This is a genomic window from Paenibacillus sp. sgz302114 (genome assembly GCF_056120345.1).
This window is the reverse complement of sequence record NZ_JBVYOI010000019.1, coordinates 38779-64470: the sequence shown is the minus strand read 5'-3', so window position 1 is coordinate 64470 and position 25692 is coordinate 38779. Positions and strand designations below refer to the sequence as shown.

28 protein-coding genes, 1 rRNA gene and 1 other annotated feature are annotated in these 25692 nt (G+C 51.1%); of the genes, 28 read left to right on the top strand and 1 reads right to left on the bottom strand.

What is annotated here, in order from left to right; all coding sequences use genetic code 11:
* From rrf to pssA, 10 genes are all read left to right on the top strand, one after another.
* Positions 1-98, top strand: a 5S ribosomal RNA gene (rrf, locus tag AC0LWF_RS26255); the annotation flags it as partial.
* 165 nt (positions 99-263) lie between these two features.
* The gene (locus tag AC0LWF_RS26250; RefSeq protein ID WP_474654447.1) at positions 264-2153 is read left to right on the top strand and encodes a transglutaminase-like domain-containing protein; all 1890 of its coding nucleotides are present in this window, start codon (positions 264-266) and stop codon (positions 2151-2153) included.
* Positions 2154-2311: 158 nt separating this feature from the next.
* Entirely contained in the window at positions 2312-2608 is a 297-nt protein-coding gene (locus AC0LWF_RS26245) for a hypothetical protein (RefSeq protein ID WP_474654446.1), read from the top strand.
* A gap of 297 nt (positions 2609-2905) precedes the next feature.
* Positions 2906-3367, top strand: coding sequence for a CtsR family transcriptional regulator (locus tag AC0LWF_RS26240; protein ID WP_090583153.1), 462 nt, complete (start codon positions 2906-2908; stop codon positions 3365-3367).
* A 35-nt stretch (positions 3368-3402) separates the two neighbouring features.
* On the top strand, positions 3403-3927 hold the full coding sequence (mcsA, locus tag AC0LWF_RS26235) for a protein-arginine kinase activator protein McsA (RefSeq protein ID WP_474654445.1): 525 nt from the start codon (positions 3403-3405) through the stop codon (positions 3925-3927).
* Positions 3928-3954: 27 nt separating this feature from the next.
* Positions 3955-5034 carry a protein-arginine kinase McsB gene (gene mcsB / locus AC0LWF_RS26230; RefSeq protein WP_090583157.1) on the top strand — a complete coding sequence of 360 codons (1080 nt, stop codon included), beginning with the start codon at positions 3955-3957 and terminating at the stop codon, positions 5032-5034.
* A 2-nt stretch (positions 5035-5036) separates the two neighbouring features.
* Complete coding sequence (locus tag AC0LWF_RS26225; RefSeq protein ID WP_474654444.1) at positions 5037-7496, top strand: ATP-dependent Clp protease ATP-binding subunit; 2460 nt, start codon at positions 5037-5039, stop codon at positions 7494-7496.
* Positions 7497-8025: 529 nt separating this feature from the next.
* Positions 8026-9393 (top strand): DNA repair protein RadA, encoded by a 1368-nt coding sequence (radA, locus tag AC0LWF_RS26220; RefSeq protein WP_474654443.1) that lies wholly within the window; start codon positions 8026-8028, stop codon positions 9391-9393.
* Between the two features lie 13 nt (positions 9394-9406).
* The gene (gene disA, locus AC0LWF_RS26215) at positions 9407-10483 is read left to right on the top strand and encodes a DNA integrity scanning diadenylate cyclase DisA (RefSeq protein ID WP_474654442.1); all 1077 of its coding nucleotides are present in this window, start codon (positions 9407-9409) and stop codon (positions 10481-10483) included.
* A 164-nt stretch (positions 10484-10647) separates the two neighbouring features.
* Positions 10648-11400 (top strand): CDP-diacylglycerol--serine O-phosphatidyltransferase, encoded by a 753-nt coding sequence (gene pssA / locus AC0LWF_RS26210; RefSeq protein ID WP_474654441.1) that lies wholly within the window; start codon positions 10648-10650, stop codon positions 11398-11400.
* A 66-nt stretch (positions 11401-11466) separates the two neighbouring features.
* Here pssA and AC0LWF_RS26205 read toward each other — a convergent pair whose 3' ends face one another.
* Positions 11467-11862 carry a DUF1573 domain-containing protein gene (locus AC0LWF_RS26205; RefSeq protein ID WP_474654440.1) on the bottom strand — a complete coding sequence of 132 codons (396 nt, stop codon included), beginning with the start codon at positions 11860-11862 and terminating at the stop codon, positions 11467-11469.
* Between the two features lie 189 nt (positions 11863-12051).
* Between AC0LWF_RS26205 and AC0LWF_RS26200 the strand changes: the two genes are divergently transcribed.
* The 18 genes from AC0LWF_RS26200 to AC0LWF_RS26115 all read left to right on the top strand — a co-directional run bounded on the left by AC0LWF_RS26200 (position 12052) and on the right by AC0LWF_RS26115 (position 25669).
* The gene (locus tag AC0LWF_RS26200) at positions 12052-13146 is read left to right on the top strand and encodes a PIN/TRAM domain-containing protein (protein WP_474654439.1); all 1095 of its coding nucleotides are present in this window, start codon (positions 12052-12054) and stop codon (positions 13144-13146) included.
* A gap of 84 nt (positions 13147-13230) precedes the next feature.
* A complete protein-coding gene (gene ispD / locus AC0LWF_RS26195; RefSeq protein WP_474654438.1) occupies positions 13231-13944 on the top strand; it encodes a 2-C-methyl-D-erythritol 4-phosphate cytidylyltransferase in 714 nt (237 codons plus the stop codon).
* 6 nt (positions 13945-13950) lie between these two features.
* Entirely contained in the window at positions 13951-14436 is a 486-nt protein-coding gene (gene ispF, locus AC0LWF_RS26190) for a 2-C-methyl-D-erythritol 2,4-cyclodiphosphate synthase (protein ID WP_474654437.1), read from the top strand.
* Between the two features lie 41 nt (positions 14437-14477).
* The gene (gltX, locus tag AC0LWF_RS26185) at positions 14478-15935 is read left to right on the top strand and encodes a glutamate--tRNA ligase (protein ID WP_474654436.1); all 1458 of its coding nucleotides are present in this window, start codon (positions 14478-14480) and stop codon (positions 15933-15935) included.
* 466 nt (positions 15936-16401) lie between these two features.
* Positions 16402-17079 (top strand): serine O-acetyltransferase, encoded by a 678-nt coding sequence (gene cysE, locus AC0LWF_RS26180; RefSeq protein WP_474654435.1) that lies wholly within the window; start codon positions 16402-16404, stop codon positions 17077-17079.
* Complete coding sequence (cysS, locus tag AC0LWF_RS26175; RefSeq protein WP_474654434.1) at positions 17060-18460, top strand: cysteine--tRNA ligase; 1401 nt, start codon at positions 17060-17062, stop codon at positions 18458-18460. Before cysE ends, cysS begins: the two co-directional genes overlap by 20 nt.
* On the top strand, positions 18457-18930 hold the full coding sequence (locus AC0LWF_RS26170; RefSeq protein WP_474654433.1) for a Mini-ribonuclease 3: 474 nt from the start codon (positions 18457-18459) through the stop codon (positions 18928-18930). The genes cysS and AC0LWF_RS26170 overlap by 4 nt, the downstream gene beginning before the upstream one ends.
* A 32-nt stretch (positions 18931-18962) precedes the next feature.
* A complete protein-coding gene (gene rlmB / locus AC0LWF_RS26165; RefSeq protein ID WP_474654432.1) occupies positions 18963-19730 on the top strand; it encodes a 23S rRNA (guanosine(2251)-2'-O)-methyltransferase RlmB in 768 nt (255 codons plus the stop codon).
* A 4-nt stretch (positions 19731-19734) separates the two neighbouring features.
* Positions 19735-20256, top strand: a complete 522-nt coding sequence (locus AC0LWF_RS26160; protein WP_474654431.1) for an NYN domain-containing protein — start codon at positions 19735-19737, stop codon at positions 20254-20256.
* A gap of 294 nt (positions 20257-20550) precedes the next feature.
* Positions 20551-21201 (top strand): RNA polymerase sporulation sigma factor SigH, encoded by a 651-nt coding sequence (sigH, locus tag AC0LWF_RS26155; RefSeq protein ID WP_090583188.1) that lies wholly within the window; start codon positions 20551-20553, stop codon positions 21199-21201.
* A gap of 327 nt (positions 21202-21528) precedes the next feature.
* Positions 21529-21678 (top strand): 50S ribosomal protein L33, encoded by a 150-nt coding sequence (gene rpmG, locus AC0LWF_RS26150; RefSeq protein WP_090583192.1) that lies wholly within the window; start codon positions 21529-21531, stop codon positions 21676-21678.
* Positions 21679-21698: 20 nt separating this feature from the next.
* Positions 21699-21908: a preprotein translocase subunit SecE gene (gene secE / locus AC0LWF_RS26145; RefSeq protein ID WP_090583193.1), complete on the top strand. Its 210-nt coding sequence runs from the start codon at positions 21699-21701 to the stop codon at positions 21906-21908.
* Between the two features lie 32 nt (positions 21909-21940).
* Positions 21941-22474 carry a transcription termination/antitermination protein NusG gene (gene nusG / locus AC0LWF_RS26140; protein ID WP_474654451.1) on the top strand — a complete coding sequence of 178 codons (534 nt, stop codon included), beginning with the start codon at positions 21941-21943 and terminating at the stop codon, positions 22472-22474.
* An 86-nt stretch (positions 22475-22560) separates the two neighbouring features.
* Positions 22561-22986 carry a 50S ribosomal protein L11 gene (rplK, locus tag AC0LWF_RS26135; protein ID WP_090583195.1) on the top strand — a complete coding sequence of 142 codons (426 nt, stop codon included), beginning with the start codon at positions 22561-22563 and terminating at the stop codon, positions 22984-22986.
* A gap of 134 nt (positions 22987-23120) precedes the next feature.
* The gene (rplA, locus tag AC0LWF_RS26130; protein ID WP_474654430.1) at positions 23121-23813 is read left to right on the top strand and encodes a 50S ribosomal protein L1; all 693 of its coding nucleotides are present in this window, start codon (positions 23121-23123) and stop codon (positions 23811-23813) included.
* 16 nt (positions 23814-23829) lie between these two features.
* Positions 23830-23991: a sequence feature (ribosomal protein L10 leader region), on the top strand.
* Between the two features lie 60 nt (positions 23992-24051).
* The gene (gene rplJ / locus AC0LWF_RS26125) at positions 24052-24549 is read left to right on the top strand and encodes a 50S ribosomal protein L10 (protein ID WP_474654429.1); all 498 of its coding nucleotides are present in this window, start codon (positions 24052-24054) and stop codon (positions 24547-24549) included.
* A gap of 63 nt (positions 24550-24612) precedes the next feature.
* Positions 24613-24972 (top strand): 50S ribosomal protein L7/L12, encoded by a 360-nt coding sequence (gene rplL, locus AC0LWF_RS26120; protein ID WP_474654428.1) that lies wholly within the window; start codon positions 24613-24615, stop codon positions 24970-24972.
* A 94-nt stretch (positions 24973-25066) separates the two neighbouring features.
* Positions 25067-25669 (top strand): class I SAM-dependent methyltransferase, encoded by a 603-nt coding sequence (locus AC0LWF_RS26115; protein ID WP_474654427.1) that lies wholly within the window; start codon positions 25067-25069, stop codon positions 25667-25669.
* The last annotated feature ends 23 nt before the right edge of the window (positions 25670-25692 follow it).

The window sequence follows — 25692 nt, the reverse complement described above, 5'->3', positions numbered from 1 at the left end:
GGGAACCACGCGTACCCATCCCGAACACGACCGTTAAGCCCTCCAGCGCCGATGGTACTTGGACCGCAGGGTCCTGGAAGAGTAGGACGTCGCCAAGCACAGATAACCGACCATATTGATATGGTCGGTTTTTTGTTGTCTCCACTCACATATTGCTGTCATTTGTCTTGGTTATTAACAAGAATTTTTCCAGTGTTATCCAGAAGATAGGTTAGTCCATGTTAAGAAGTGGAGGATCAGATATGAACGAGGGAGAGAGCAAGATGAAGTCAACAACATCAGTATTCTCGTTGGATCAAGCGACGCTTGTGCACATCGAGCGCAAATTTCAGGTGAAGCAGCAGCTGGCCGAGGCTAGACAGCAGGAGCTGTTCGGAATTTTTCAAGAGGAAGCGCTGACCGAAGAAGAGGCGTTGGCTCTCAAGTTTTTGTTCGCTTATATGCCGATCAATGACATGGCGGATTACGGTGGCGCTTTGTTTCTGAACCATGTGCGCCAGACGATAGAGATTCGCGAACAAGTGCCTTGGGGATCGCGCGTGCCGGATCATCTCTTCCTTCATTTCGTGCTGCCCTACAGGGTCAATACGGAGAACATTGAGGAATCACGTGGCAACCTGTACCGCGAACTGGCGGAGCGGACTGCACATCTCTCGATGGCGGAGGCGATTCTGGAAACAAACTATTGGTGCCATGAGAAAGCGACTTACATCGGTAGCCACCATGCATGGGTAAAAGCATGGGCAGATGGAAAATGGCATTACATCGGAGCTTGTAAACCAGAAGCCCGTCTCGATCAGGGCTGGTTCTCGCCGCCGGCGCGCAGGGCAATGCTGATTAACACGCGGATTTTTGCGGAGTATCTGGGTCCCGAAGACATTACTCTCGCTCACGATTGGTTTACAGAGATTAACCTGCTAGAAAATTATGCGCCGACACGCGAAATCCGCACGGAAGTCAGAGATGCACAAGGTGAGCCTGTCGCCGGGGCTGAAGTGCGGTTCGAGCTTTACAATTATGCGGAATTGTTTCCGATAGCCATCGTGCAAACGGATGACGAAACATTAATTTCGGTACCCGATTGCGACTCTATCACACTCGTTCTTAACGCTGCTAATCAGCCGTCCGGCAGTGTCGATTTCGATATGGTGCCACCGCCGGAGCGCGAAGGAGAAGTGTTGGAGGCGCTAACGGAAACGAATATCCAGCAGCATAACAGCCGACTGGAGGAGGGAACCAGCTGCCGTTCTGCGTACGAGGGAACGTTCCTGAGCGAGCAAGATGCCGCTGCTCTGGCGGAGGAGACGGGCTTGCCTCCAGAACGGGTATGGAGCGTGCTTCAGAAAGCGCGTGGTAACAGCAAGGAAATCGCGGCTTTCTTGCGCGAGCAGTCGGGCTCATTCGGCGACTGGCCGCTTCGCCTGTTAGAAACGCTCCGTGATAAGGATTTGATCGATACATTCCGATCTGCGCTTGATGATCACTTGATCGGCGCGCTGGCAACCCGTGGCATGCTGGATGAGGATGCTTTTGTCAACTATGTGCTATGTCCGCGGGTGTTGCATGAGATGATTGTTCCGTATCGTCAGAAGCTTCGCGAATCTTTCACGGAAGAGGAAGCTAATCTGTTCCGCACTGAGCCATTAGCGTTGGTCCGCCATCTTCGGGAGGGCTTCGGCGTCTGGACAGATCTGCCGAACCTGATAGGAAGGGGAAATCCGGTAGGCACCTTCGAGATGAAGCTCGGCGATCCGCAGTCGCTGGACATCATGTTCGTCGCTATTTGCCGTAGCTTGGGCATTCCGGCTCGATTGCAGCCAAGTGAACAACACGCGCAATACTTGCACGAGGGCAACTGGATGGATGCCGGGATCATCGAAGCTGCTTCTGAGGGGCGTGAGTCGAACGCGCGCGGGCAGCTGAGGCTCGTTAAGGATGCTTCTGCTTCGCCAGATACGCCGGACGCCTCCTATATGGAGAACTTCACCTTCGCACGGCTGGAAGGCGGTGTCTATAAGACGCTGGTGTATCCTTATGCCAAGAAGGATGTTTATGAAGAGTCGTTCGAAGTGGAGCCAGGGGATTACCGGCTGACGACAGGCATTCGTCTGAAGGATGGCACGGTGCGAGTGCGTCTGAGAGATGCTGGTTGATATCCCGGTACTTGGTACCTTCGATCGCAGCAGGGGATAGCGCAGTTGGACGGGGGATCGGCATCGCTTGCGGAGCTGCTCGGAACGGGTGGCGCGATTACAGCCTGGATTGAGCCGGAACGGGAGCCGACTAAGCATCGTTCCGCGAGCTGAGCGAGTTGGCCAAACCGCTTAACGAGCTGGGAATACCGATTGTGCTGCTTATTGGCGATGCAGAGTGGACAGCTTCCTTTGACCCGGCGAACTATTCGTTGCTGCCTTTGAATACCGTATTCGTTCGGGACACGAGCCGCGCCGAACTGCCGGAACTAATCGTCCGCACACCGGCGAATGAGGCGGGTTTCCCTCATTTGTTCGTCCTGGACTGCAACTCCCAAATACGCTACACAGCTACCGGTTACAAGATCGGAACTGGCAAAGAAGCGCTGCAAACGTTGATGAGCCTTAAATTTTAGGTGCATCGATAGTAAAGACGAAACGTTCTCGTTGCTGCATGTCAGGGATGAAGGCCGTTTTTTTTGCAAGAGGGGGCTGGAAGCAGGGGTATAAATGGACCGAATCCGCCCAAGATAGTAAGGGGCGTTACCGTGATACAACGAAGGCAATGCACTTGACCTTTTGGCAATTTTGCGTATAATAAAGTTAAAGTCAAAGAAAGTCAAAGTCAATTTGACTAAAAACTTTGACGATTCAAACAATCAGCTGCTTTAGCCTCAAGTTTGTTGTAAGGGCATCATAGGGAGGTTGGCGAAATGCGCAACATTTCCGATCTCATCGAGCAGTATCTCAAGCATATGCTAAAGGAAAGCCCTGGCGGTGCTGTCGAACTGCAGCGCAACGATTTGGCAGATCGGTTCTCTTGTGTTCCGTCCCAAATCAATTACGTCATCAGTACACGGTTCACGATGGAGAAGGGCTATATGGTAGAGAGCAAGCGCGGCGGCGGCGGGTATATCCGCATTCAGCGCGTGGAGCTGCCTACTTTGTCGGCTCTCCAAGGCCATCTTGCCGAAACAATCGGCGATCAAGTGGACCAAGATACGGCAGAAGGAATTGTGTATCAGTTGGAGGAAGGGAAGCATATCTCAAGGCGCGAAGCGAATTTGCTCCGGGCGGCGATGTCCCGCGACACCATTGCTGTGAAGCTTCCACTGCGTGACGAAATTCGGGCTAGGCTGCTCCGGGCGATGTTAATTACGCTGCTCGTGAAGTAAGCTGCGCAGCCTTGCAAGAGGAGGGATAGTGCGGAATGCTTTGTCAGGAATGTGACAAGAAGCCGGCTACGCTTCATTTTACGAAAATTGTGAATGGCGAGAAGACGGAGTTTCATATTTGTGAATCGTGCGCACGCGAACGAGGCGAAGGAATCCCAGGCACAGCGAACGGATTTTCCATCCACAGCTTGCTGTCCGGACTTCTGGACTTTGAACCGGTAGGCAGCATGAACGCGCTTGGCGCGAAGCCGGCGCAGCAGCTGCGCTGCGACAATTGCGGTTTGACCTATACACAATTTAGTAAGATGGGCCGTTTCGGCTGCAGCAATTGTTACACCCAGTTTGGAAGCAAATTGGACCCGATTCTGAAACGGGTTCACGGCAATACGACACATGTCGGTAAAATTCCAAAGCGCACAGGTGTTCAAATTCAGCTCAAACGAGAAATTGACGAGCTTAAACAGGATTTGAACATGCGAATCGAGCAGCAGGAGTTTGAGACCGCTGCTGAGCTACGCGACCGAATTCGGGAGCTGGAGCGCAAAATAGCCGATGTTTAGGCACGGTTAGGAAGGTGAAATGAAACGATGTCGAAGCGGTCTTATGTAGAAGAAGCGCTAAGCGACTGGATGAAAGGCAACGGTCCGGACACGGATGTTGTCATTAGCAGCCGGATCCGTATTGCTCGTAATTTATCGGGTCATCCGTTTCCGATGCTTGCGACCTCACAGCAGGCGCAGGACGTTATGAAGCAGCTCACCGCTGTTGCTGAGACTGGCCGATTAGACAGCTGTGGACCATTCGAAACGATCGAGCTCTCCCAGTTAAGTGAATTGGAACGCCGAGTGCTTGTGGAGAAGCATCTGATCAGCCCGAACTTAGCGAATGAATCGCGCTGCGGCGCGGTGATGCTTAGCGAGAACGAGTCGGTTAGCATAATGGTAAACGAAGAGGATCACTTGCGGATTCAATGCTTATATCCAGGCTTTCAGATTAAGGAAGCGTGGACGGTGGCGAGCCGCATTGACGATATTTTTGAAGAGGTCACTGATTACGCGTTCGATGAACGAAGAGGCTACTTAACGAGCTGTCCGACCAACGTCGGAACGGGCATTCGCTCTTCAGTGATGATGCATCTGCCGGGGCTTGTGCTTACGCAGCAGATCAACCGGATTTTGTCAGCTATCCAGCAAGTGGGGCTTGCGGTTCGGGGGATTTACGGCGAGGGCAGCGAAGCGCTCGGTAACTTGTTCCAAATCTCCAATCAGATTACGCTTGGTCAGTCCGAGGGGGAAATCATCGAGAATCTACACAGCGTAGCGCGTCAAATTATCGAGCACGAGAGAGCGGCACGACAGCGTCTGCTGGAAGAGTCGCGGGTGCGCCTGGAGGATCGGGTGCTCCGTTCTTACGGTACGTTGTCGCATGCGATGATTATGGATTCGAAGGAAGCGGCTCAGCGGCTTTCCGATGTAAGGCTCGGCATTGATCTAGGGCTGATTGTGGATGTGTCGCCTCAGGCGATGAATGAAATGATGGTATTAACGCAGCCGGGCTTTCTCCAACAGGTGTTCCGTGAAAAAATGACGCCTGAACAGCGGGACATCCGGCGAGCGGAACTTATACGCAATCAGTTGTACAGTGAAACTGATCATGGGGGTGTATGAACATGATGTTTGGAAGATTTACGGAACGGGCACAAAAGGTGCTCGCACTTGCTCAGGAAGAAGCGGTTCGTCTCGGTCATAACAATATCGGCACGGAGCATATTTTGCTCGGGCTGAACCGAGAAGGGGAAGGAATCGCAGCCAAAGCACTCATCGGATTAGGCCTTAGCCTTGAGAAGATTCAAGACGAGGTTGAAACATTAATCGGTCGCGGACAAGAGCAACCGACCAATATCGCTTATACACCGCGTGCGAAGAAGGTTATTGAGCTGTCGATGGATGAGGCGCGCAAGCTTGGTCACACGTATGTGGGCACAGAGCATATCCTGCTCGGGCTCATTCGTGAAGGCGAAGGCGTCGCAGCGCGCGTACTGAATAACCTCGGCATTAGCTTAAATAAAGCACGTCAACAAGTGCTGCAGCTGCTCGGAAGCAGCGAAGCCGTGTCCAGCAATCATGGCGCGCCGGCTAATGTAAGCACACCGACACTGGACGGACTTGCTCGTGACTTGACGGCGTACGCCAAAGACGGCAATCTTGATCCGGTTATCGGACGCGGCAAAGAAATCGAGCGCGTTATCCAAGTGCTCAGCCGTAGAACGAAGAACAATCCCGTTCTGATCGGTGAGCCAGGCGTTGGTAAGACTGCGATTGCCGAAGGGCTCGCGCAGAAGATCATCGCAGGCGAAATTCCGGAGACGCTGCGCGACAAGCGCGTCATGACGCTCGATATGGGCTCTGTCGTTGCCGGAACGAAGTACCGCGGTGAATTCGAAGACCGACTGAAGAAGATTATGGACGAAATTCGCCAAGCCGGAAACATCGTCTTGTTCATCGATGAGCTGCATACGCTTATCGGTGCGGGCGGGGCGGAAGGCGCGATTGATGCCTCGAATATTTTGAAGCCAGCGCTTGCGCGCGGTGAGCTGCAATGTATCGGTGCAACGACGCTGGACGAATACCGCAAATACATTGAGAAAGACGCAGCGCTGGAGCGTCGTTTCCAACCGATTACGGTCGATCAGCCGTCACCGGAGGAAGCGATTCAAATTCTTCACGGGCTGCGCGATCGTTATGAAGCGCATCACCGCGTGAAGATTACCGATGAGGCGATTGAGCAAGCTGTTAAGCTATCTGACCGCTACATCACAGACCGGTTCCTGCCGGATAAAGCGATCGACTTGATTGATGAAGCGTCCTCCAAAGTACGCTTGAAATCGTATACGGTACCGCCTAATCTCAAGCAGCTCGAGAACCGTCTGGAGGATATCCGCAAGGAGAAGGACTCCGCTGTTCAGAGTCAGGAGTTCGAGAAAGCGGCTGCACTCCGTGATACGGAGCAGAAGATTCGAGAAGAGCTCGACGTTACTAAGAACCAGTGGAAAGAGAAGCAAGGTCGCACGGATTCTGAAGTAACGCCGGATGATATCGCTCAAATTGTAGCTAGCTGGACCGGTATTCCTGTAACGAAGCTAGCTGAGGAAGAGACACAACGCCTGCTCAAGATGGAAGAAATTCTTCATGACCGCGTTATCGGTCAGAGCGAAGCGGTTAAAGCGGTATCCCGCGCAATCCGCAGAGCGCGTGCAGGTCTGAAGGATCCGAAGCGTCCGATGGGCTCGTTTATTTTCCTCGGCCCAACGGGTGTAGGTAAGACGGAGCTTGCCCGTGCGCTGGCTGAAGCGATGTTCGGCGATGAGAATGCGGTTGTCCGCATCGACATGTCGGAGTATATGGAGAAGCATTCGACTTCGCGTCTCGTCGGAGCGCCTCCAGGTTATGTCGGTTACGAAGAAGGCGGTCAATTGACCGAGAAAGTACGCCGCAAGCCATATTCGGTCGTGCTGCTTGATGAGATCGAGAAGGCGCATCCGGAAGTGTTCAATATTCTTCTGCAAGTGCTTGAGGATGGCCGTTTGACGGACTCCAAGGGCCGCGTGGTGGACTTCCGCAATACGCTCATTATTATGACGTCGAACGTCGGCGCTGACCAAATCAAGAAAAATTCTTCGCTTGGTTTCACAGCAGCGCAGGATGCGGGCCGCGACTTTAACATCATGAAGGAGAAGGTTCTGGCAGAGCTCAAGAAGAGCTTCCGTCCGGAGTTCCTGAACCGGATTGATGAGACAATCGTGTTCCACTCTCTCGAGAAGGAGCATATTTCTCAAATCGTATCGCTCATGTCCGAAGAGCTTCGCAAACGTCTGCGCGAGCAGGAAGTGGACTTCACGCTTACTGACGCAGCGAAGGATTTCCTCGCGAAGGAAGGCTTCGATCCGCAGTACGGCGCTCGTCCTCTTCGCAGAGCGATCCAGAAGCATATCGAAGACCGTCTGTCCGAAGATCTGCTCATGGGTAATATTTCCAAAGGTCATAAGCTCATCATTGATGAGAAGGATGGCGGGTTGACCGTTACTCATGTAGATAGTGTGTCGGCTCCAGAGGAAACGGCGACGAAATAACGATGTAAATATGTAATGTGGTAAAATGTAACGAAGTTACATGCAGCCCCTCACTCGCAGAGTGAGGGGCTTTTCCATCTGTATTGTTCGAACATGTAACGCAGTTACATGAAGCCCTTCACTCGCAGAGTGAGGGCGATTCCATCTGTCTCTGCACCAAGATGGAAGCGTGTCCCGCAAGGGACGAAAGCGAGCACCAGCACGCAGCCACATGGAAGCGCCTCTGCGACACCTCACGTTACCATGGTCCCGCAGGGACATCAGGTAACTAAACAGCGCCAAACGTAAAGCGTGCGCAAGGGACGAAAGCGATCACCATCACAAACCCACTCGCGAGCGCTTCTCTGTTACTCCAACGTTATACCTTCCGGGTGTCCAGAGGGTTGGCAAACCCTTGGGGTCCCCCTGGCGAGGGGGATTTAGGGGGTGGTAAGCAGCTTTAGTTGATATAAAGGTTTAATTGGGGTGGTTTACACACTTTGTAAATGGTAAACTTTGAATGATACCTCTAAAGTATAAGGAGCCGCTGATGGCAAAACTTAAAACAAAGTTCGCATGTACAGAATGCGGCACGGAATCACCGAAGTGGCTGGGCAAATGTCCGGGCTGCGGGCAATGGAATACGATGGTGGAAGAGAAGGAAACGGTCGTCAAAACACAAGGAATGGGCTCGCAGCTCATTCAGACGAAAGAAAAGCCGCGTCCCATCATACATATAGAAAGTGGCCAAGAGAAACGAATTGAGACAACCAATCAGGAGCTCAATCGCGTACTGGGCGGCGGTGTCGTACCTGGCTCGCTCATCCTTGTAGGCGGAGACCCTGGTATCGGCAAATCGACGCTGCTGCTTCAAACTTCGCATGCGCTGGCTTCGAAGAACCTGACAGTCCTCTATATATCCGGAGAGGAATCGGTTCGGCAGACACGCCTTCGGGCAGACCGCCTCGGAGCGCTTACCGAGAAGCTGTATGTGCTGTGCGAAACGAACATGGAGCAAATTAACGACGCGATTGAATCGGTCCAGCCTGATTTTCTCGTTATCGACTCGATCCAGACTGTGTACGATCCGAATGTGCAATCTGCCCCTGGCAGCGTCTCGCAAGTGAGGGAATGTACGGCCCACTTTATGCGCGTCGCGAAGATTAAAGGCATTGCAACCGTGCTTGTCGGCCACGTCACGAAGGAAGGTGCGATCGCCGGTCCTCGTATGCTGGAGCATATGGTGGACTGTGTGCTCTATTTCGAAGGGGAGCGGCATCATACGTACCGATTGCTTAGGGCCGTTAAGAATCGTTTCGGCTCTACGAACGAGATCGGGATCTTCGAAATGGGAGAGGAAGGGCTGCGGGAGGTCAACAATCCGTCCGAGCTATTCTTGTCCGAACGTCCGCTTGGCGTATCGGGCTCCACCGTTGTCGCAGCTATGGAAGGTACAAGGCCAGTGCTCGTAGAGCTTCAGGCGCTTGTCGCCACAACGAACTTCCCTTCGCCGCGCCGGATGGCAACCGGGATCGACCATAATCGGATGACGCTTATTGTCGCGGTACTGGAGAAGCGGATGGGGATGTTCCTGCAGACGCAAGATGCCTATTTGAACGTCGCCGGCGGTATAAGACTCGATGAGCCGGCCGTCGATCTCGCAGCGGCAGTCAGCATCGCATCAAGCTTCCGCGATGCACCGACAAGACCGTACGATGTATTTTTTGGTGAGATTGGACTTACTGGTGAAGTGCGGGGCGTATCCCGTGCGGAGCAGCGTGTGAAAGAAGCGCATAAGCTGGGCTTCAAACGGGTCATAATGCCAAGCAAGAGCTTGAAGGGCTGGACTCCGCCGAAAGGCATAGAAATCATCGGTGTAGAGACGGTCGCACAAGCGCTGTCCGCAGCATTCGGATAGAGGGGGGAAATGGATGAAAGAGACGAACCAGACAGATTTCGTAAATCAACTGCTCCAGATGGTCGCACCAGGTATGGCTTTCCGTGAAGGGCTCGATAACGTGCTGCGCGCCAAGACAGGAGCGCTGATCGTAGTCGGCTACAGCCCGGAGGTGATGGAGGTCGTTGACGGCGGATTCTCCATTAACTGCGACTTTTCCCCGAACTATTTATACGAGCTGGCCAAAATGGACGGCGCGATTATTCTTAGCGAGGATCGCAAACGCATCTTGTATGCCAACACACAGCTCATTCCGAACAGCTCCATTACTTCCAGCGAGACGGGAATACGTCACCGGACAGCGGAGCGGGTCGCGAAGCAAACCGGCAAGCTCGTTGTATCGATCTCCCAGCGGAGAAACGTAATTACGCTGTACCAGGGCCAGTTCAGATATTCGCTGAAGGAAATGGGCGTTATTCTGACAAAAGCAAACCAAGCGATTCAGACGCTTGAGAAATACAAAGTGGTGCTTAACCAGTCGTTCACGAACCTGTCTGCTCTAGAATTCGAAGAGATGGTTACACTACAGGAAGTCGCGCACGTCATTAAGCGGGTTGAAATGGTCATCCGAGTGAAGACGGAGATTAAGCGATATGTAAATGAGCTTGGCACCGAAGGCCGGCTTATCGCGATGCAGATGGAAGAGCTCGTCGGCGGCGTAGAGGAAGAAGCATGGTTCTTGCTCAAAGACTACGTCAAAGACCCGCATGAGGATCGCATTCGTGAAATCCGTGCCAGCATTCGCAAGCTTAGCTCCGAAGAGCTGCTGGAGCTGCCGCAGATCATTAAGCTGCTTGGCTATAGCGGCTTTAGCGCTGCATCTGAAGAGATGGTTGCACCGCGCGGCTATCGTCTGCTGAGCCGTATTCCACGGCTGCCGGCAGTCATTATGTACAATCTGGTTGAACGGTTCGGCTACTTGCCTCATATTTTGATGGCGACAATTGAAGAGCTCGACTCTGTGGATGGTATTGGTGAAGTGAGGGCGCGTGCGATTAAAGAAGGCCTCAAACGGATACAAGAGCAGATGTTCATTGACAGACAAATCTAAATCTCATACAATGAAGGAATGCAGACAAATCACATTTGGGTATTACTTACAATTGAACCGTTTTATGCATCCTTTCAAAAACTTCGCAGGAAGTTTTTTTCTCAGTTTGCCGTCGATACTGCAAATTGCGGTTTTGGGGCATAGTAAAGATGAGGTGGAGCAAAATGATCACGAAGTCAATACCGAGTCTTTTTACCGTGGCGAACTTATTTCTAGGCATCGTCGCCATCATTCTTATATTCCCCGAAAATGCAAAGCCTGAAGTAGCTGCGATGATGGTCATTATCGCAATGCTGATGGATGGCGTTGATGGTCGGGTGGCGCGTGCGCTTAACGCCCAAAGTGAATTCGGCAAAGAGCTTGATTCCTTGTCCGATGTCATTTCCTTCGGGGTTGCACCAGCTTTTATCATGTACAGCGTTGCTTTCCAAGAGCTTAATCCAGCTCCTGCGTGGATTATTACAGCACTGTTCCCGATCTGCGGAGCGCTGCGGCTCGCAAGGTTCAATGTTGTTTCCGGAATGCCAGGTTACTTCATCGGTTTGCCGATTCCGGCAGCAGGCGGCGTGCTTGCAACACTTGCTCTGTTCCACAAGGATATTACTGTTTCTGTTCTAATGATCAGTACACTTGTTCTCTCGTTCCTAATGGTGAGCACAGTCCGTTATCCGAACTTCAAGAAAGTGGGCATTCCGAAGAATGCGATATGGGTCGTGCCGATCGTCGTAGCAGTTGCGGTTGTGCTCGGTATTCTGTTCCCGCACCATCTATCGAAGATTATTTTCATCCCGCTCGTGATCTACGCGCTCTATGGCTTAAAAAAAAACGTTGATCGCCGTCTCCCCAGCCGGAAACGGAAGAGAATGCTGGAAAATAAGCTTCAAGAGGAAGCTGTTCATAGCGAACATAGCGCATAGTTCATGTGCTTAAACAAAAGAAACCGCCTCGTCATTTGACGAGGCGGTTTTTGTTATGGGGATCATTTACGTTAAATTAAATAGCCCAAGCGTGCTGCATTTATCAGATTCCCGGTCAATGACGTCGGCAAGCTGAATGTCGAGTAGATTACACATTGCGGACATATAGAACATATTGCGTCCAAGCTCGTTTTGAATGGCTTCCTTGCAGTGCTCGCAAAGATCGCCTGAAATGTGATGGTGAAGTTTGGTTTTGGCCTGCTCGAGATTAAAGTCGTCTGCAAACTGCTGCTTCCGCGCGTTTAATTCAATACATCCGCATTCTGTAACAGCCTTCGCTACCGCGCGATTCACGGAAGTGCCGGATTGGCCGTACTTAGACATGACGTCTAGCAAGCTGCGATGTCGCAGCAGCAGCTCCGAAACTTGCTTCTGAAACTGCTCCAATGTTGGTGCATTCATCGGGTACCACCTCATTTCAGGATTGGGATTGCTTACTTTTATTATAAGCCTCCTCGGCTCTCTTTTCAAAACCGATTTATACGATTTTGTCCGAATTACGGGCTAAGTTAATAAATTCTAATGGATTGGGACCGCAGGCGATTAACGTGACAATAATTGGCACATAATTGTTAGTGGAGGTGGATTTATATGATGAAGCGAATGATTCAACTAATGGGTTTTTTGTTCGGCGGATTTCTAGGTGCTCAAATGTACGGCTCTTTGAACGGGAGCATGAGCTTTATGGAATCAACAAATGGTATTATGCAGCATTCAGGCGGCTACTACATGAACGTCGGCATTGGCGCGATTTGCGGCTTTGCGGTAGCAACGGTTTTGGCAGGTCCAATCTTGAGATGGATGCAGCAAGGTGCGGAGCGGGCTTCGGCGATGCCGACAGGCGAGCTGTTGTCCGGCGGTGGTGGTCTGCTTGGCGGTCTGGCGTTATCGGCCCTTATTTATCCGGCACTGTCTAGCTTGACCGGCGCGGGCATCTTTGTTCCGATCGCACTGACAATTCTTCTTGGTTATATCGGAATGCGAGTGGGACTTAGTAAACAAGTCGAACTGGCATCCATGTTCCAATCGCTGTCCGAGCGCACGAATGCGCAGGTGCGGGTGGATGAGGAGAGCAGCTACGAAGAGCATAAGATTCTCGATACGAGTGTCATTATCGACGGCCGAATCGCCGATATTTGCAAGACTGGATTCATTGAAGGCACGCTGGTCATTCCGGAGTTCGTGCTGGAAGAGCTGCAGCATATTGCCGATTCATCGGACTTGCTCAAGCGCAACCGAGGCCGCAGAGGTCTTGATATCCTCAACAAAATCCAGAAAGAGCTCGATGTGAAGGTGCTCATCTATGAAGGTGAAGCGGAAGAGGGCGAAGTCGACAGCAAGCTGGTGAAGCTGGCGAAAGTGCTGCATGGCAAAGTGGTGACGAACGACTTCAACTTGAATAAGGTGTGCGAGCTGCAGGGCGTGTCGGTCCTCAATATTAACGACCTTGCGAATGCAGTGAAGCCAGTCGTTCTTCCTGGTGAAGAGATCGTCGTGCAGGTGATCAAAGACGGCAAGGAGCATGGACAAGGCGTCGCTTATCTGGATGATGGCACGATGATCGTCGTAGAAGGCGGACGGGATTACATCGGGACGACGATGGAGGTTCTCGTTACGAGCGTGCTGCAAACGTCTGCGGGCCGAATGATTTTTGCGAAGCCGAAGCTGTTGGAAAAAGCGCTCTAAAGCAGTATGATAGGGGATAGGCTGCTTTGTGGCAATCCGCATGTAGCTCGAACGAACCTATATACGCAAGGGCGGTTGAAGGGCATGGAAGCAGCAGGTGCAAAATGGGGAGTCGTCGTTGTGGCGGCGGGCCGAGGTACGAGAATGGGAACGTCTACGAGCAAGCAATATTTGCTTTTGCAGGACAAGCCGATCCTTGTACATACCCTTGAACGATTCCAAGCGATGGATGATATTGCAGAAGTAGTGCTCGTTGTCGGCAAGGAAGACACAGCGCTCTGTGAGCAGTTCGTCTCGGAATATGGTTTGCATAAAGTGAAATCGGTGCTTGCCGGCGGCAGTGAACGTCAGCATTCCGTAACGATTGGCATACAGGCACTCGGCAGTGATATCGAATGGGCGATGGTCCATGATGGTGTGCGGCCGCTTGTGACGGCTGATGCCGTGCGCAGATGTATGGTGAAGGCGGAAGAGACGGAAGCGGCAGTGCTGGCTGTGCCCGTTAAAGATACAATTAAGCAAGTGAATGAGACCGGCGTCATTACCGCGACACCGGACCGGCGAAGCTTGTGGGCGATTCAAACGCCGCAAGCTTTTCGTCGTTCCTTGCTGCAGCAGGCGCTTACGCAGGCGGCACGAGATCAGTTTCTCGGCACGGACGACGCGATGGCGGTTGAGCGTCTAGGCATTCAAGTATCCGTCGCTGAAGGGGACTATACGAACATTAAGATTACTACGCCTGAGGACTTGCCTTACGCAGAGTTTCTGCTTGCAAGCCGGGAGCAGGAGAGGGGATAAAGAGAAATGATTCGAGTAGGACAAGGTTTTGACGTGCATCAATTGGTGGAGGATCGTCCATGCATTATCGGCGGGGTGGCGATTCCCTATGAAAAGGGGCTGCTCGGCCATTCCGATGCGGACGTGCTGCTGCACGCTATAAGCGATGCGGTGCTTGGAGCGCTCGGGCTCGGCGATATCGGCAAGCATTTTCCAGATACGGATCCGGCCTTTAAAGACGCGGACAGCCTGAAGCTGCTGCAGCATATTTGGAAGCTCGTGAAGGAGCGGGGATATAAGCTCGGCAACGTCGATGCAACGATTATTGCGCAGAAGCCGAAGATGGCGCCGCATATCCCGCAAATGGTCGAGATTATTGCAGGCGCACTGGAGGCGGAAGACAGCTCTCAAGTGAATGTAAAGGCAACGACAACCGAGTGGCTCGGCTTTACGGGACGCGGCGAAGGGATTGCTGCACAGTCTGTTGTCTGCCTTGTAAAAGTTGTGCTATGATTCTGCAATACGATTAGAATGACGGAAGGAGCTTGACCATTATGTCACAACCAATCAGAGTGCGATATGCACCGTCACCAACGGGACATTTACATATCGGCAATGCCAGAACGGCCTTATTTAATTATTTATTTGCACGCAACTTAGGCGGCAAATTCATCATTCGGATCGAAGATACCGACGTGAAGCGCAACGTGGCAGGCGGCGAAGAGAGTCAGCTGACCTACCTCAAGTGGCTCGGCATCGACTGGGATGAGAGCGTTGATATCGGCGGCGGCTACGGTCCATACCGCCAGACGGAGCGGCTTGATATTTATAAAGAGTATTGGCAGGAGCTGCTGGACAAAGGCCTTGCTTATAAGTGCTATTGCACAGAAGAAGAGCTGGAGCAGGAGCGGGAAGAGCAGACTGCACGCGGCGAAATGCCTCGTTATTCGGGCAAGCACCGCAGCCTGACGGATGAGCAGCGCGCTGCATTCGAAGCGGAAGGCCGTATCCCAAGCATCCGATTCCGTGTGCCGGAAGGCAAAGTGTATACGTTCAACGACCTCGTGAAAGGTCAGATCAGCTTTGAATCGGATGGCATCGGCGACTTCGTTATCGTGAAGAAGGATGGCATTCCGACGTATAACTTTGCGGTAGCGCTCGACGATCACCTGATGGCGATCAGCCATGTGCTGCGCGGGGAAGACCATATCTCCAACACGCCGCGTCAGCTCATGATCTATGAAGCGTTCGGCTGGGAGCCGCCGGCATTCGGCCACATGACGCTGATTGTGAGCGAATCCCGGAAGAAGCTCAGCAAACGCGATGAGTCCATTATCCAGTTCATTGAACAATACGATAAGCTTGGCTACCTGCCGGAAGCCATTTTTAACTTCATTACGCTTCTTGGCTGGTCACCGGAAGGCGAACAGGAGATTTTCACTCGTGAGGAACTGATCGAGGCGTTCGACGCGAGCCGTCTTAGCAAGAGCCCGGCCCTGTTCGACACGAACAAGCTGAGCTGGATGAACAACGAGTACATGAAGAAGACCGAACTGCCGCGCGTCGTCGATATGTGCGTGCCACATCTGCAGGGAGCGGGCCTCCTGTCTACTGAGCTGAGTGCGGAAGACCGCGCCTGGGTTAGCGACCTCGTTGCGCTTTATCAAGATAAGCTTCGCTTTGCAGCAGATATCGTACCGTTAACGGAGCTGTTCTTCAGCGCAGAAACTGCCGATGAGGAAGAAGCGGTGACGGTTCTCTCCGAGGAGCAGGTGCCTGTTGTACTGCAGGCGTTCCTTGAGCAAGTGAAGGCGCTCGAAGCATTCCATGTAGACGGTATTAAAGCGGCGATTAAAGCGGTTCAGACAGCGACCGGCTTCAAAGGCAAACAGCTCTTCATGCCGATTCGTGCTGCTCTCACGGGCCAGACTCATGGTCCGGATTTGAATCAATCGATCGCTTTGCTTGGCCGGGCGAAAGTCGAGCAGCGTTTGCAAGGACGTTTAGCTTAAGCGAGGAAGCGGGACCTGGCCTTGGGCGTATGCCCTACTTGCCAGTTCTCAGGCGCTAAGCTATACTTGAGATACTTTAATTTCTGTCAGGCTGACAAACATGGATAAGGCTTGGAACAGGATCGTTTATTTCAATTGGGAATTGTCAGAGAGGGCGACCTTCAAACGGAGCCGGAGCATGTTAGTTATGATTCGGATACGGCTTGATGGCTGGGAGTTGCTCATTCCTCGGAATAGACATTGCGCCTGGGAGCCGCGCCTCCGAACTGTCGTGATTCGTTATCGGCAGGGTGGGTGGTGACGTTTGGTCCTCGTTACGGACTTATGAGACGAGAATGGTTGACTGCATGCATGTGTACAGCAGCAATCATTTCCGATGCAGAGTGGAACCGCGTATACACGCCTCTGCAGCCAATTGGCTGCGGAGGCTTTTTTGTTTACCATGTCCGAGAGGAGGACCCTTGCCGTGTTTCGAAATTTTAGAACCGATATAGAAACGATTCTTGAGAACGATCCAGCCGCCCGCAATAAGCTGGAGGTCATCTTCACGTATTCAGGCCTCCACGCGATTTGGGCACACCGTATTGCGCATGCATTTTACAAGCGCAATTGGTTCACAATTGCCCGCCTCATTTCACAGACGAGCCGGTTCTTCACAGGCATTGAGATTCATCCTGGCGCGACCATTGGATCGAAGCTCTTTATCGACCACGGGATGGGCATCGTCATCGGAGAGACGTGTGAAATCGGCGACAACGTCGTTATTTATCAAGGCGTAACGCTCGGCGGTACGGGCAAGGAGAAGGGCAAGCGGCATCCAACGATTGGCAACAATGTCGTTATTGCTTCGGGGGCAAAAGTTCTAGGCTCCTTCAAGGTTGGGGACAATGTGAATATCGGCGCCAATTCTGTCGTTCTGCGCGAGGTGCCGCCGAACAGCACGGTAGTCGGCATTCCGGGACGAATTGTGAAGCGCAATGGCGCGCGCGTCAGTGATCGGTTAGATCATACGCAGCTGCCGGATCCTGTTATTGAGATGCTCCGAGCGATGCAGAAGGAAGTGTCGGAGCTGCGATTTGAGCTTGAGCAAGAGAAACGCAAAGCGCGTGAGGAGAAGCGAGAAAATGAGCCTGCGAATTTATAATACCCTGTCACGGGAAAAAGAAGACTTTATCCCGCTTGAGCCGGGCAAAGTCAAAATGTATGTGTGCGGACCGACCGTATACGACTATATCCATATCGGCAACGCGCGTCCTGCGATTTTCTTCGACGTGGTTCGCCGTTACTTGGAATCGATTGGCTATGAGGTGACATACGTCGTGAATTTCACGGACGTAGATGATAAGCTGATCCGCAAGGCAGAGCAGCTCGGCACGACGGTGCCGGAGGTAGCGGAACGATTCATTGAGGCGTTCAAGGAGAACATTGAAGGTCTCCGCATTAATAAAGCATCTCTGAATCCGCGCGTTACGGATCACATTGAAGAGATTATCACGTTCATTGCTGAGCTTGTGGATCGCGGTCACGCATACGAGAGTGGTGGAGATGTCTACTATCGCACGAGCACATTTGCAGATTATGGCAAGCTGTCGCATCAGAACTTGGAGGAGCTGCAGCTCGGTATCCGCATCGGCGTGGATGAACGCAAAGAAAGCGGTCAAGACTTTGTACTGTGGAAAGCTGCGAAGCCAGGCGAGATCAAGTGGGATAGTCCGTGGGGTGCGGGCCGTCCGGGCTGGCACATAGAATGCTCGGCAATGGCGCGCAAATATCTGGGTGATACGCTCGACATTCACGGCGGCGGCCATGACTTGCAGTTCCCGCATCATGAGTGCGAGATTGCACAGTCCGAGGCAGTTACCGGCAAACCGCTTGCTAACTACTGGATGCATAACGGCTTCATCAACATTAACAATGAGAAAATGTCGAAGTCGCTCAGCAACGGCGTTACGGTTCAGGAAATCCTGAAGCGGATCAAGCCGGAGGTCATTCGCTACTTCATGCTGTCCGCGCATTATAGAAGTCCGCTGAACTTCAGCGATGAGACGATTGCACAGGCGGAGAATAGCGTGGAGCGGATCGTGAACTCAGTTGCAAATCTGAAGCACCGCCTGTCTATCGCAGTCAGTGAAGCGGATGAATCTGTTCCCGTATTGGAAGCGCGAATTAGCGAAATCAAAGCGCAGTTTAATGCGAAGATGGACGACGACTTCAACACGCCAGATGGGATTACGGCACTGTTCGATCTCGTTAGCGAAGCGAACCTGTATCTGCAGCGTCCGGTCGTGTCCCAAGCCGCACTTAATTTGCTGCTTGAAGCGTTCGAGGCGTTTAACCGCGTTCTTGGTCTGCTCAATACGGAAGAGGAACTGCTGGACGCGGATATTGACGCGCTTATCGTACAGCGGACTGAAGCTCGGACGAACAAAGATTGGAAGCGGGCTGACGAGATTCGTGACCAATTGTCTGCGCTTGGTATCGTGCTGGAAGATACGTCGCAGGGCATCCGTTGGCGGCGCAAATGATGAACGAGCGTATGAATATCGACGATCTCGCATCAGATAGCCTGTTGTTTCATATCCCGACGAAGCCGATCAATCTGCTGAATCCGATCGTTCTCGCTTATATCGGAGACGCCGTATTTGAAGTGCTCGTCCGGCAATACTTGATTTCGCTGCCGAATCATAAGCCGAACCATCTGCATCGGCAGGCTACGCAGTTCGTCTCAGCGAAGGCGCAGTATATGCTGCTGGAGAAGTGGCAGCCCCACTTAACGGAAGCTGAGGCGGACATTGTGCGCCGGGGACGCAATGCCAAGTCAGGCACGGCGCCGAAGAACGCCGACCCCGCGCATTATCAGCAAGCGACGGCACTGGAGTGCTTGATTGGCTATCTCTATTATGGGAAGCAAATTGCGCGAATACGTGAGCTTATGGCGATCGCGTTCGGTGAATCTCCAGAAGAACCTGAAGATACAGATGAGCAGACTAAATAAAAAGACATCAGAAGAGGAGGTTCAGCATCCGCATGAGCACACAAGATGAATTACAAGAATCACAAGAATGGATTGCAGGGAAACATCCGGTTATGGAGGCGCTGCGCTCCGGTCGCGACATCAATAAGATCTGGATCGCGGAGCAAGCACAGAAGAACGCGCAGCCGATCATGATGGAGGCGAAGAAAGCAGGGATCATCGTTCAGGTGGTCGATAAGCGCAAGCTGGACCAAATGGTCGAAGGCGTTCCGCATCAAGGCGTTGTCGCTCAAGCGGCGGCTCACCGCTATTATGAGGTAGACGAGCTGCTGGAGCGGGCGAAAGAAAGCGGGGAGCAGCCGTTCTTCCTGCTGCTGGATGAGATTGAAGATCCGCACAACCTCGGTTCCATTTTGCGGACGGCGGAATGCACAGGGGTTCATGGCGTTATTATTCCAAAGCGCCGCTCAGCGTCATTAACGGCAACGGTGTCCAAAACATCAGCCGGTGCGGTTGAGTACATTCCGGTTGCGCGTATTACGAATATGGCTCAAACGATTGATAAGCTGAAGGAAGCGGGTATTTGGGTGGCCGGAGCGGATGTTGGCGCGAAGCAGGACGTTTACTCCTCATCGACCAAGTTCGATATGCCGCTAGCAATCGTCATCGGCAACGAGGCGAAGGGCATTGGCCGATTAATTCGCGATAAGTGTGATTTTCTAATCAAGCTGCCGATGAACGGACAGCTCAATTCGCTCAATGCTTCCGTTGCTGCGGGAGTGCTTATGTACGAAGTGTTGCGTCAGCGCCTGAACAGGTAACAGGGTGAAGCGGCGGGACGATGTGCTGCTTGTCGACGGGTACAACATGATCGGCGCCTGGCCGGAGCTTGCCGCATTACGGGACAAGGACTTCGAGGATGCGCGCGACCGGTTGCTCGAGATGCTCGCTGATTATCAAGGGTTTACAGGCATGACGGTTATCGTCGTGTTTGACGCGCATCAAGTTCCAGGCATCGGTAAAACCTTCAAGCAGCGCAGGCTGACAGTCGTTTTTACGAAGGAGAAGGAAACAGCCGATGCTTGCATTGAGCGGTTTGCATCGGATATGGCGCAACGGAGCCGTAATATTCATGTTGCTACGTCAGATATGATTGAGCAGCATGTCATATTCGGCAAAGGCGCTCTTCGTAAATCAGCAAGGGAGCTGCTAACTGAGATCAAGCAGAGCCGCAAAGCGATTCAACATAAAGTAGAGCAGAAGACTAACGTTAGAAATGAACTCGACAGCAATTTAAAGATGGATGTGCGGATGAAGCTGGAAAAGATGCGCAGAGGTGAATTGTAGTGTACAGCCGGCGTAATCAGGTTGGAAATTTCAGTTAACGAATCCTCTGAGATTCGGTGTGATATTCCAGATTTGCTAGATAATAAACAGCCGCGTGGCACCGTTATCATTGACTGTATTAGGTTACATAATGTATACTGAGTCTATGTTTCTCATCGTGGATACTAGTGCTAGATTGATTTTTTCCAGGTTTGCTGCATGCTCTTAATAGGATTAACAAATGTGCGCCGGTATATAGATTATGCTACTGATAGTTAAGGGCATTGTACGCCTTTCGAGCCGGAGGGATTGTTCGTGAGCATCGACCTCAGAGAATGGAAAACGCTGGACTATGACTGCAGAACGGACGAAGACATTGTAGAGACGGTTCGCGAGGGTGATAGCGAAGCTCTTGAATATTTAATAAACAAATATAAGAACTTTGTCCGGGCTAAAGCGCGATCCTATTTCTTGATCGGGGCCGACCGCGAGGATATCGTCCAAGAAGGTATGATTGGTCTTTACAAAGCGATTCGCGATTTCAAAGGAGATAAGCTCGCTTCTTTCAAGGCGTTTGCTGAATTGTGTATTACAAGGCAGATTATTACGGCGATTAAGACCGCCACGCGCCAGAAGCACATTCCGCTGAATTCGTATGTTTCACTCGATAAGCCGATTTACGACGAGGACTCTGACCGTACGTTACTTGATGTTATCTGCGGGACTAGAGTGTCGGATCCGGAAGAATTGATCATCAATCAAGAGGAATTTATTGGTCTTGAAGATAAGATGTCGGAGATTCTGAGCGATCTTGAACGTAAGGTGCTCATGCTTTATCTTGATGGGAGATCCTATCAGGAAATTGCCGTTGATCTCGATCGCCATGTGAAGTCCATTGATAACGCACTGCAACGTGTAAAACGGAAGTTAGAGCGTTACCTCGAACTGCGAGATATTGGAAGCTAACCGACTTAAATAGGGAGCCGCCGAGGCTCTTTTTTTAATGGGAGGGTATTTCGTGGTTTGAAGTGCTTCTCCGTTGACAATACTGTCAATTGCGGAAATGGAAATGTTCGTCTTATTTGCTCTGTCGTCTATGTCTCTTATGTGAACGGCAAGCGAGTGATATACCGGTGTGCAGGAACAGTTTTCCGTTGACACTGAATATTGCTTGTGATAAAGTGTTTTGGTAGCCCTAAATAGGTCTTTTTTTATTATGGGTTCTGAATCAGGCTAGATTCACATACATGCATCACATTTATTTATTTATGGTAAGTTCGGGAGGTGTCAGCAATGCGGGTAATAATTACGTTGGCTTGCACAAACTGCAAACAAAGAAACTATGCTTCGAGCAAGAACAAACGGAATCACCCTGACCGTATTGAGATGAAGAAGTTTTGCAAGTATTGTAACGAGCATACTCCTCATCGCGAAACTCGATAGGTCAATTTGGAGGTGTGGACGTGGCATTTTTAGCTAAACTGAAGCAAAGCTTCGGGTCGACTTTTTCCTTCTTAACCGACAGCTTCGCGGAACTGAAGAAGGTCCGCTGGCCAAGCCGCAAGGAATTGACAAGCTATACGCTCGTAGTTTTCTTTACGATTGTAGCAGTGACAATTTACTTCTGGGTTCTTGACATCGGGATTTCCGCATTGGTTGAACTGATTGTTTAAGAAGGGTCCAAGGGTGGCTTGAGATGGAAACGATGGAGAAAAGATGGTATGTTGTTCACACCTATTCTGGGTATGAGAACAAAGTAAAAGCGAATTTGGAGAAACGTGTTGAATCCATGGGCATGGAAGATAAGATCTTCCGCGTGCTCGTACCGATGGAGGAAGAGGTTGTAAACAAGGACGGTAAGAAAAAGACCGTCATGCGTAAAGTTTACCCTGGTTATGTCCTCGTCGAAATGGTTCAGACGGATGATTCCTGGTATGTCGTTCGCAACACTCCCGGCGTAACCGGATTTGTCGGTTCGACTGGCTCAGGTTCGAAACCTACCCCACTTTTGCCTGATGAAGTGGAGCAGATTTTGAAACATATGGGCATGGAAGAGCCTAAGCCGAAGATCGAATTCGATCTGAAGGAAACGGTACGTGTTAAAGTCGGGCCGTTCGCTAATTTTGTCGGAACAGTGGAAGAGATTCTGCTCGACAAGAGTAAGCTGAAGGTGCATGTCAACATGTTCGGCAGAGAAACACCGGTTGAACTTGACTACGCTCAAGTAGAGAAGGTTTAATAGACCTGCCAAGCCTAACGTGATCGCCTTGCGGCGATGAAACGTTAGTGCAAACATGTGATTATTACGGCAAGGAGGTGTTCATCATGGCAAAAAAGGTCATCAAGTTGGTTAAACTGCAAGTTCCAGCTGGTAAAGCGAATCCGGCTCCGCCGATCGGTCCAGCACTAGGTCAAGCAGGCGTAAACATCATGGCGTTCTGTAAAGAGTTCAATGCTCGTACAGCTGATCAAGCGGGTCTTATTATCCCGGTTGTAATCACAGTATTCGAGGATCGTTCTTTCACTTTCGAAACGAAGACTCCACCGGCTGCAGTACTTCTTCGCGTTGCTGCTAAGATTGCTAAAGGTTCCGGCGAGCCTAACAAGAAAAAAGTGGCTACAGTTAAACGTTCGGTCGTTCGTGAGATCGCTGAGCAAAAAATGCCTGACCTCAACGCAGCTTCTGTAGAAGCAGCAATGCGCATGGTTGAAGGTACAGCGCGCAGCATGGGCGTTGTCATCGAAGACTAATTCGCATGAACAACAACTAGGACACGCCAGATGGCGTTGTCTGACTAGGCGGAACTTGTTTTCCGCTTAGGTGGGAGGATCTCCATTTCGCATGGAGTATTTTCCGCTACTACCACACAAGGAGGAGAATTTTAATGGCTAAACACGGTAAGAAATATCTTGAAGCTGCAAAGCTGATTGATTCCGAAGCGACCTACGAAGCTCTTGAAGCTATTGAACTCGTTCAGAAAGCTTCGACTGCAAAGTTCGACGAAACTGTTGAAGTAGCAGTTCGTTTGGGTGTAGACCCTAAGAAACAAGACCAAGCTGTTCGTGGCGTAGTTGTACTTCCTCACGGCACTGGTAAAACAAAGCGCGTACTCGTTTTTGCTAAAGGCGATAAAGCTAAAGAAGCAGAAGCAGCTGGCGCAGATTATGTTGGCGATGCTGACGTAATCGCAAAAATCCAACAAGGCTGGTTCGAGTTCGACGTTTGCGTTGCAACTCCGGACATGATGGCTGAAGTTGGTAAACTCGGTCGTATCCTCGGCGGTAAAGGCCTTATGCCTAACCCTAAAGCGGGTACAGTAACGTTTGACGTTACGAAAGCCGTTCAAGAGATCAAGGCTGGTAAGATTGAATACCGTCTTGACCGTGCAGGTCAAATCCACGCACCAATCGGTAAAGTATCGTTCGACGCTGAGAAGCTGAACGAGAACTTGAAATCGTTGGTTGATGCGCTGAACCGTGCTAAGCCGGCTGCAGCTAAAGGGGTTTACCTGAAAAACATTGCGGTTTCTTCGACAATGGGTCCTGGCGCGCGTGTTAACGCAGCTGCATTCCGTTAAGAGAAAACGCAACTTTGAAATTCGAATATGCATACCGAAGACAGTAGGTGCCTGCGCGGCTTAATTCCCTACCGAGGTGTTATGATAAACGTGTTTGTTCGCTGCCTGCTTTGGCAGGTGCGATTTACGGACCATCATGGCCTTCGCACTGTCTGCGGGGGCCTTTCTCATGCACCGACTGGAAAGGACTCCGCTGCTTTCAATCGGGATGTTGATAACATAACGGGAGGTGTACATTTTGGCTAACGCAAAAATCATTCAAGGTAAAGAGGCTGCTGTTGCAGAAATCACAACGAAACTTCGTGAGAGCTCCGCTACAGTTGTTGCTGATTACCGTGGTCTTAACGTTGCTCAAGTAACTGAGCTTCGTAAGCAATTGCGCGCAGCGAACGTTGAGTTCCAAGTGTTGAAGAACTCCTTGGTTCGTCGTGCAACTGCTAACGCAGAACTTACTCAACTGGATGACGCTCTTGCTGGTCCTACAGCAATCGCGTTCAGTAAAGAAGATGCTGTTGCTCCTGCTAAAATCTTGGCTGACTTCGCTAAGAAGAACGACGCTCTGAAACTTAAAGGCGGCGTTATCGCTGGTCAAGTATTCAACGCAGAAGAAATTAAAGCATTGGCAGATCTGCCTTCCCGCGAAGGTTTGCTCTCCATGCTCCTCAGCGTGCTTCAAGCACCAATGCGCAACTTCGCCCTTGCGGTTAAAGCAGTTGCAGAGAAACAAGAAGCTTAATTTCCTATCCGGTGAACCGGTATTTAACAACAAAAACAAAACAAATTATTGGAGGTTTATCTCATGAGTAAAGAGCAAATCTTGGAAGCCATTAAAGGCATGAACGTACTCGAACTGAACGACCTGGTTAAAGCAATCGAAGAAGAATTCGGCGTAACAGCTGCAGCACCAGTTGCAGCAGTAGGCGGCGCAGTAGCTGCTGTTGAAGAGCAAACTGAGTTCGACGTAATCTTGAACAACGCTGGTGCTTCCAAAATCAACGTTATCAAAGCAGTTCGCGAAATTACAGGTCTTGGCCTGAAAGAAGCGAAAGACCTTGTTGACGGCGCTCCTAAAGCAGTTAAAGAAAAAGTATCCAAAGAAGATGCTGACGCTGTTAAAGCTAAGCTTGAAGAAGCAGGCGCTTCCGTAGAAGTTAAGTAATAATCCGCGTAATTAGCGGGCGAACCCCTTGGAGCACTTGCTTCAAGGGGTTTCCTTAATTTATAGGACTGTTCTGTTGAAGGAGGAAGCTTTCGTGGCAGACCATTATTACACGCGCAAACCAAGTACAGAGCATGATCGCCATCAGCTAGAGACGGAGATCCGTGGTTATAAGCTGAAATTCATGACGGATGCCGGCGTATTCTCAAAGACGGGCATCGATTATGGCAGTAGAGTGCTGCTTGAAGCGCTTGAGCTAGGTGAGCAGGCGAATGTACTGGACGTTGGCTGCGGCTACGGGCCGATTGGGATTACAGCAGCGAAGCTAGCAAGTAAAGGTAAAGTAACGATGATTGATATCAATGAGCGTGCGATCGGACTCGCGAATGAGAACGCGAAGCTGAATGGCGTTACGAATGCAATTGCGTTGCAAAGCGATATCTATGAGAGTGTGCAAGGCCGATCCTTCGATACCATCATTACGAATCCCCCAATTCGGGCGGGTAAAGATGTTGTCCACCGTATCTTTGAAGAAGGTGCGAAGTTGTTAGCTCCAGGCGGTGCGATGTGGGTGGTTATTCAGAAGAAGCAAGGTGCGCCATCTGCTGAAGCGAAGCTCGAAACGATATTCGGTAATGTCGAAGAGGTAACCAAGGACAAGGGTTATCGTATATTTAGGTCGGTGAAAGAAGACTAGCATAGAAATGAACATTTTGTTGA

Bases quoted from the DNA above. Each gene is read 5' to 3' on its own strand.
- AC0LWF_RS26250 (WP_474654447.1), top strand. From the start codon at position 264: ATGAAGTCAACAACATCAGTATTCTCGTTGGATCAAGCGACGCTTGTG.
- AC0LWF_RS26240 (WP_090583153.1), top strand. From the start codon at position 2,906: ATGCGCAACATTTCCGATCTCATCGAGCAGTATCTCAAGCATATGCTA.
- mcsA (WP_474654445.1), top strand. From the start codon at position 3,403: ATGCTTTGTCAGGAATGTGACAAGAAGCCGGCTACGCTTCATTTTACG.
- mcsB (WP_090583157.1), top strand. From the start codon at position 3,955: ATGTCGAAGCGGTCTTATGTAGAAGAAGCGCTAAGCGACTGGATGAAA.
- AC0LWF_RS26225 (WP_474654444.1), top strand. From the start codon at position 5,037: ATGATGTTTGGAAGATTTACGGAACGGGCACAAAAGGTGCTCGCACTT.
- radA (WP_474654443.1), top strand. From the start codon at position 8,026: ATGGCAAAACTTAAAACAAAGTTCGCATGTACAGAATGCGGCACGGAA.
- disA (WP_474654442.1), top strand. From the start codon at position 9,407: ATGAAAGAGACGAACCAGACAGATTTCGTAAATCAACTGCTCCAGATG.
- pssA (WP_474654441.1), top strand. From the start codon at position 10,648: ATGATCACGAAGTCAATACCGAGTCTTTTTACCGTGGCGAACTTATTT.
- AC0LWF_RS26205 (WP_474654440.1), bottom strand. From the start codon at position 11,862: ATGAATGCACCAACATTGGAGCAGTTTCAGAAGCAAGTTTCGGAGCTG.
- AC0LWF_RS26200 (WP_474654439.1), top strand. From the start codon at position 12,052: ATGATGAAGCGAATGATTCAACTAATGGGTTTTTTGTTCGGCGGATTT.
- ispD (WP_474654438.1), top strand. From the start codon at position 13,231: ATGGAAGCAGCAGGTGCAAAATGGGGAGTCGTCGTTGTGGCGGCGGGC.
- ispF (WP_474654437.1), top strand. From the start codon at position 13,951: ATGATTCGAGTAGGACAAGGTTTTGACGTGCATCAATTGGTGGAGGAT.
- gltX (WP_474654436.1), top strand. From the start codon at position 14,478: ATGTCACAACCAATCAGAGTGCGATATGCACCGTCACCAACGGGACAT.
- cysS (WP_474654434.1), top strand. From the start codon at position 17,060: ATGAGCCTGCGAATTTATAATACCCTGTCACGGGAAAAAGAAGACTTT.
- AC0LWF_RS26170 (WP_474654433.1), top strand. From the start codon at position 18,457: ATGATGAACGAGCGTATGAATATCGACGATCTCGCATCAGATAGCCTG.
- rlmB (WP_474654432.1), top strand. From the start codon at position 18,963: ATGAGCACACAAGATGAATTACAAGAATCACAAGAATGGATTGCAGGG.
- rpmG (WP_090583192.1), top strand. From the start codon at position 21,529: ATGCGGGTAATAATTACGTTGGCTTGCACAAACTGCAAACAAAGAAAC.
- nusG (WP_474654451.1), top strand. From the start codon at position 21,941: ATGGAGAAAAGATGGTATGTTGTTCACACCTATTCTGGGTATGAGAAC.
- rplK (WP_090583195.1), top strand. From the start codon at position 22,561: ATGGCAAAAAAGGTCATCAAGTTGGTTAAACTGCAAGTTCCAGCTGGT.
- rplA (WP_474654430.1), top strand. From the start codon at position 23,121: ATGGCTAAACACGGTAAGAAATATCTTGAAGCTGCAAAGCTGATTGAT.
- rplL (WP_474654428.1), top strand. From the start codon at position 24,613: ATGAGTAAAGAGCAAATCTTGGAAGCCATTAAAGGCATGAACGTACTC.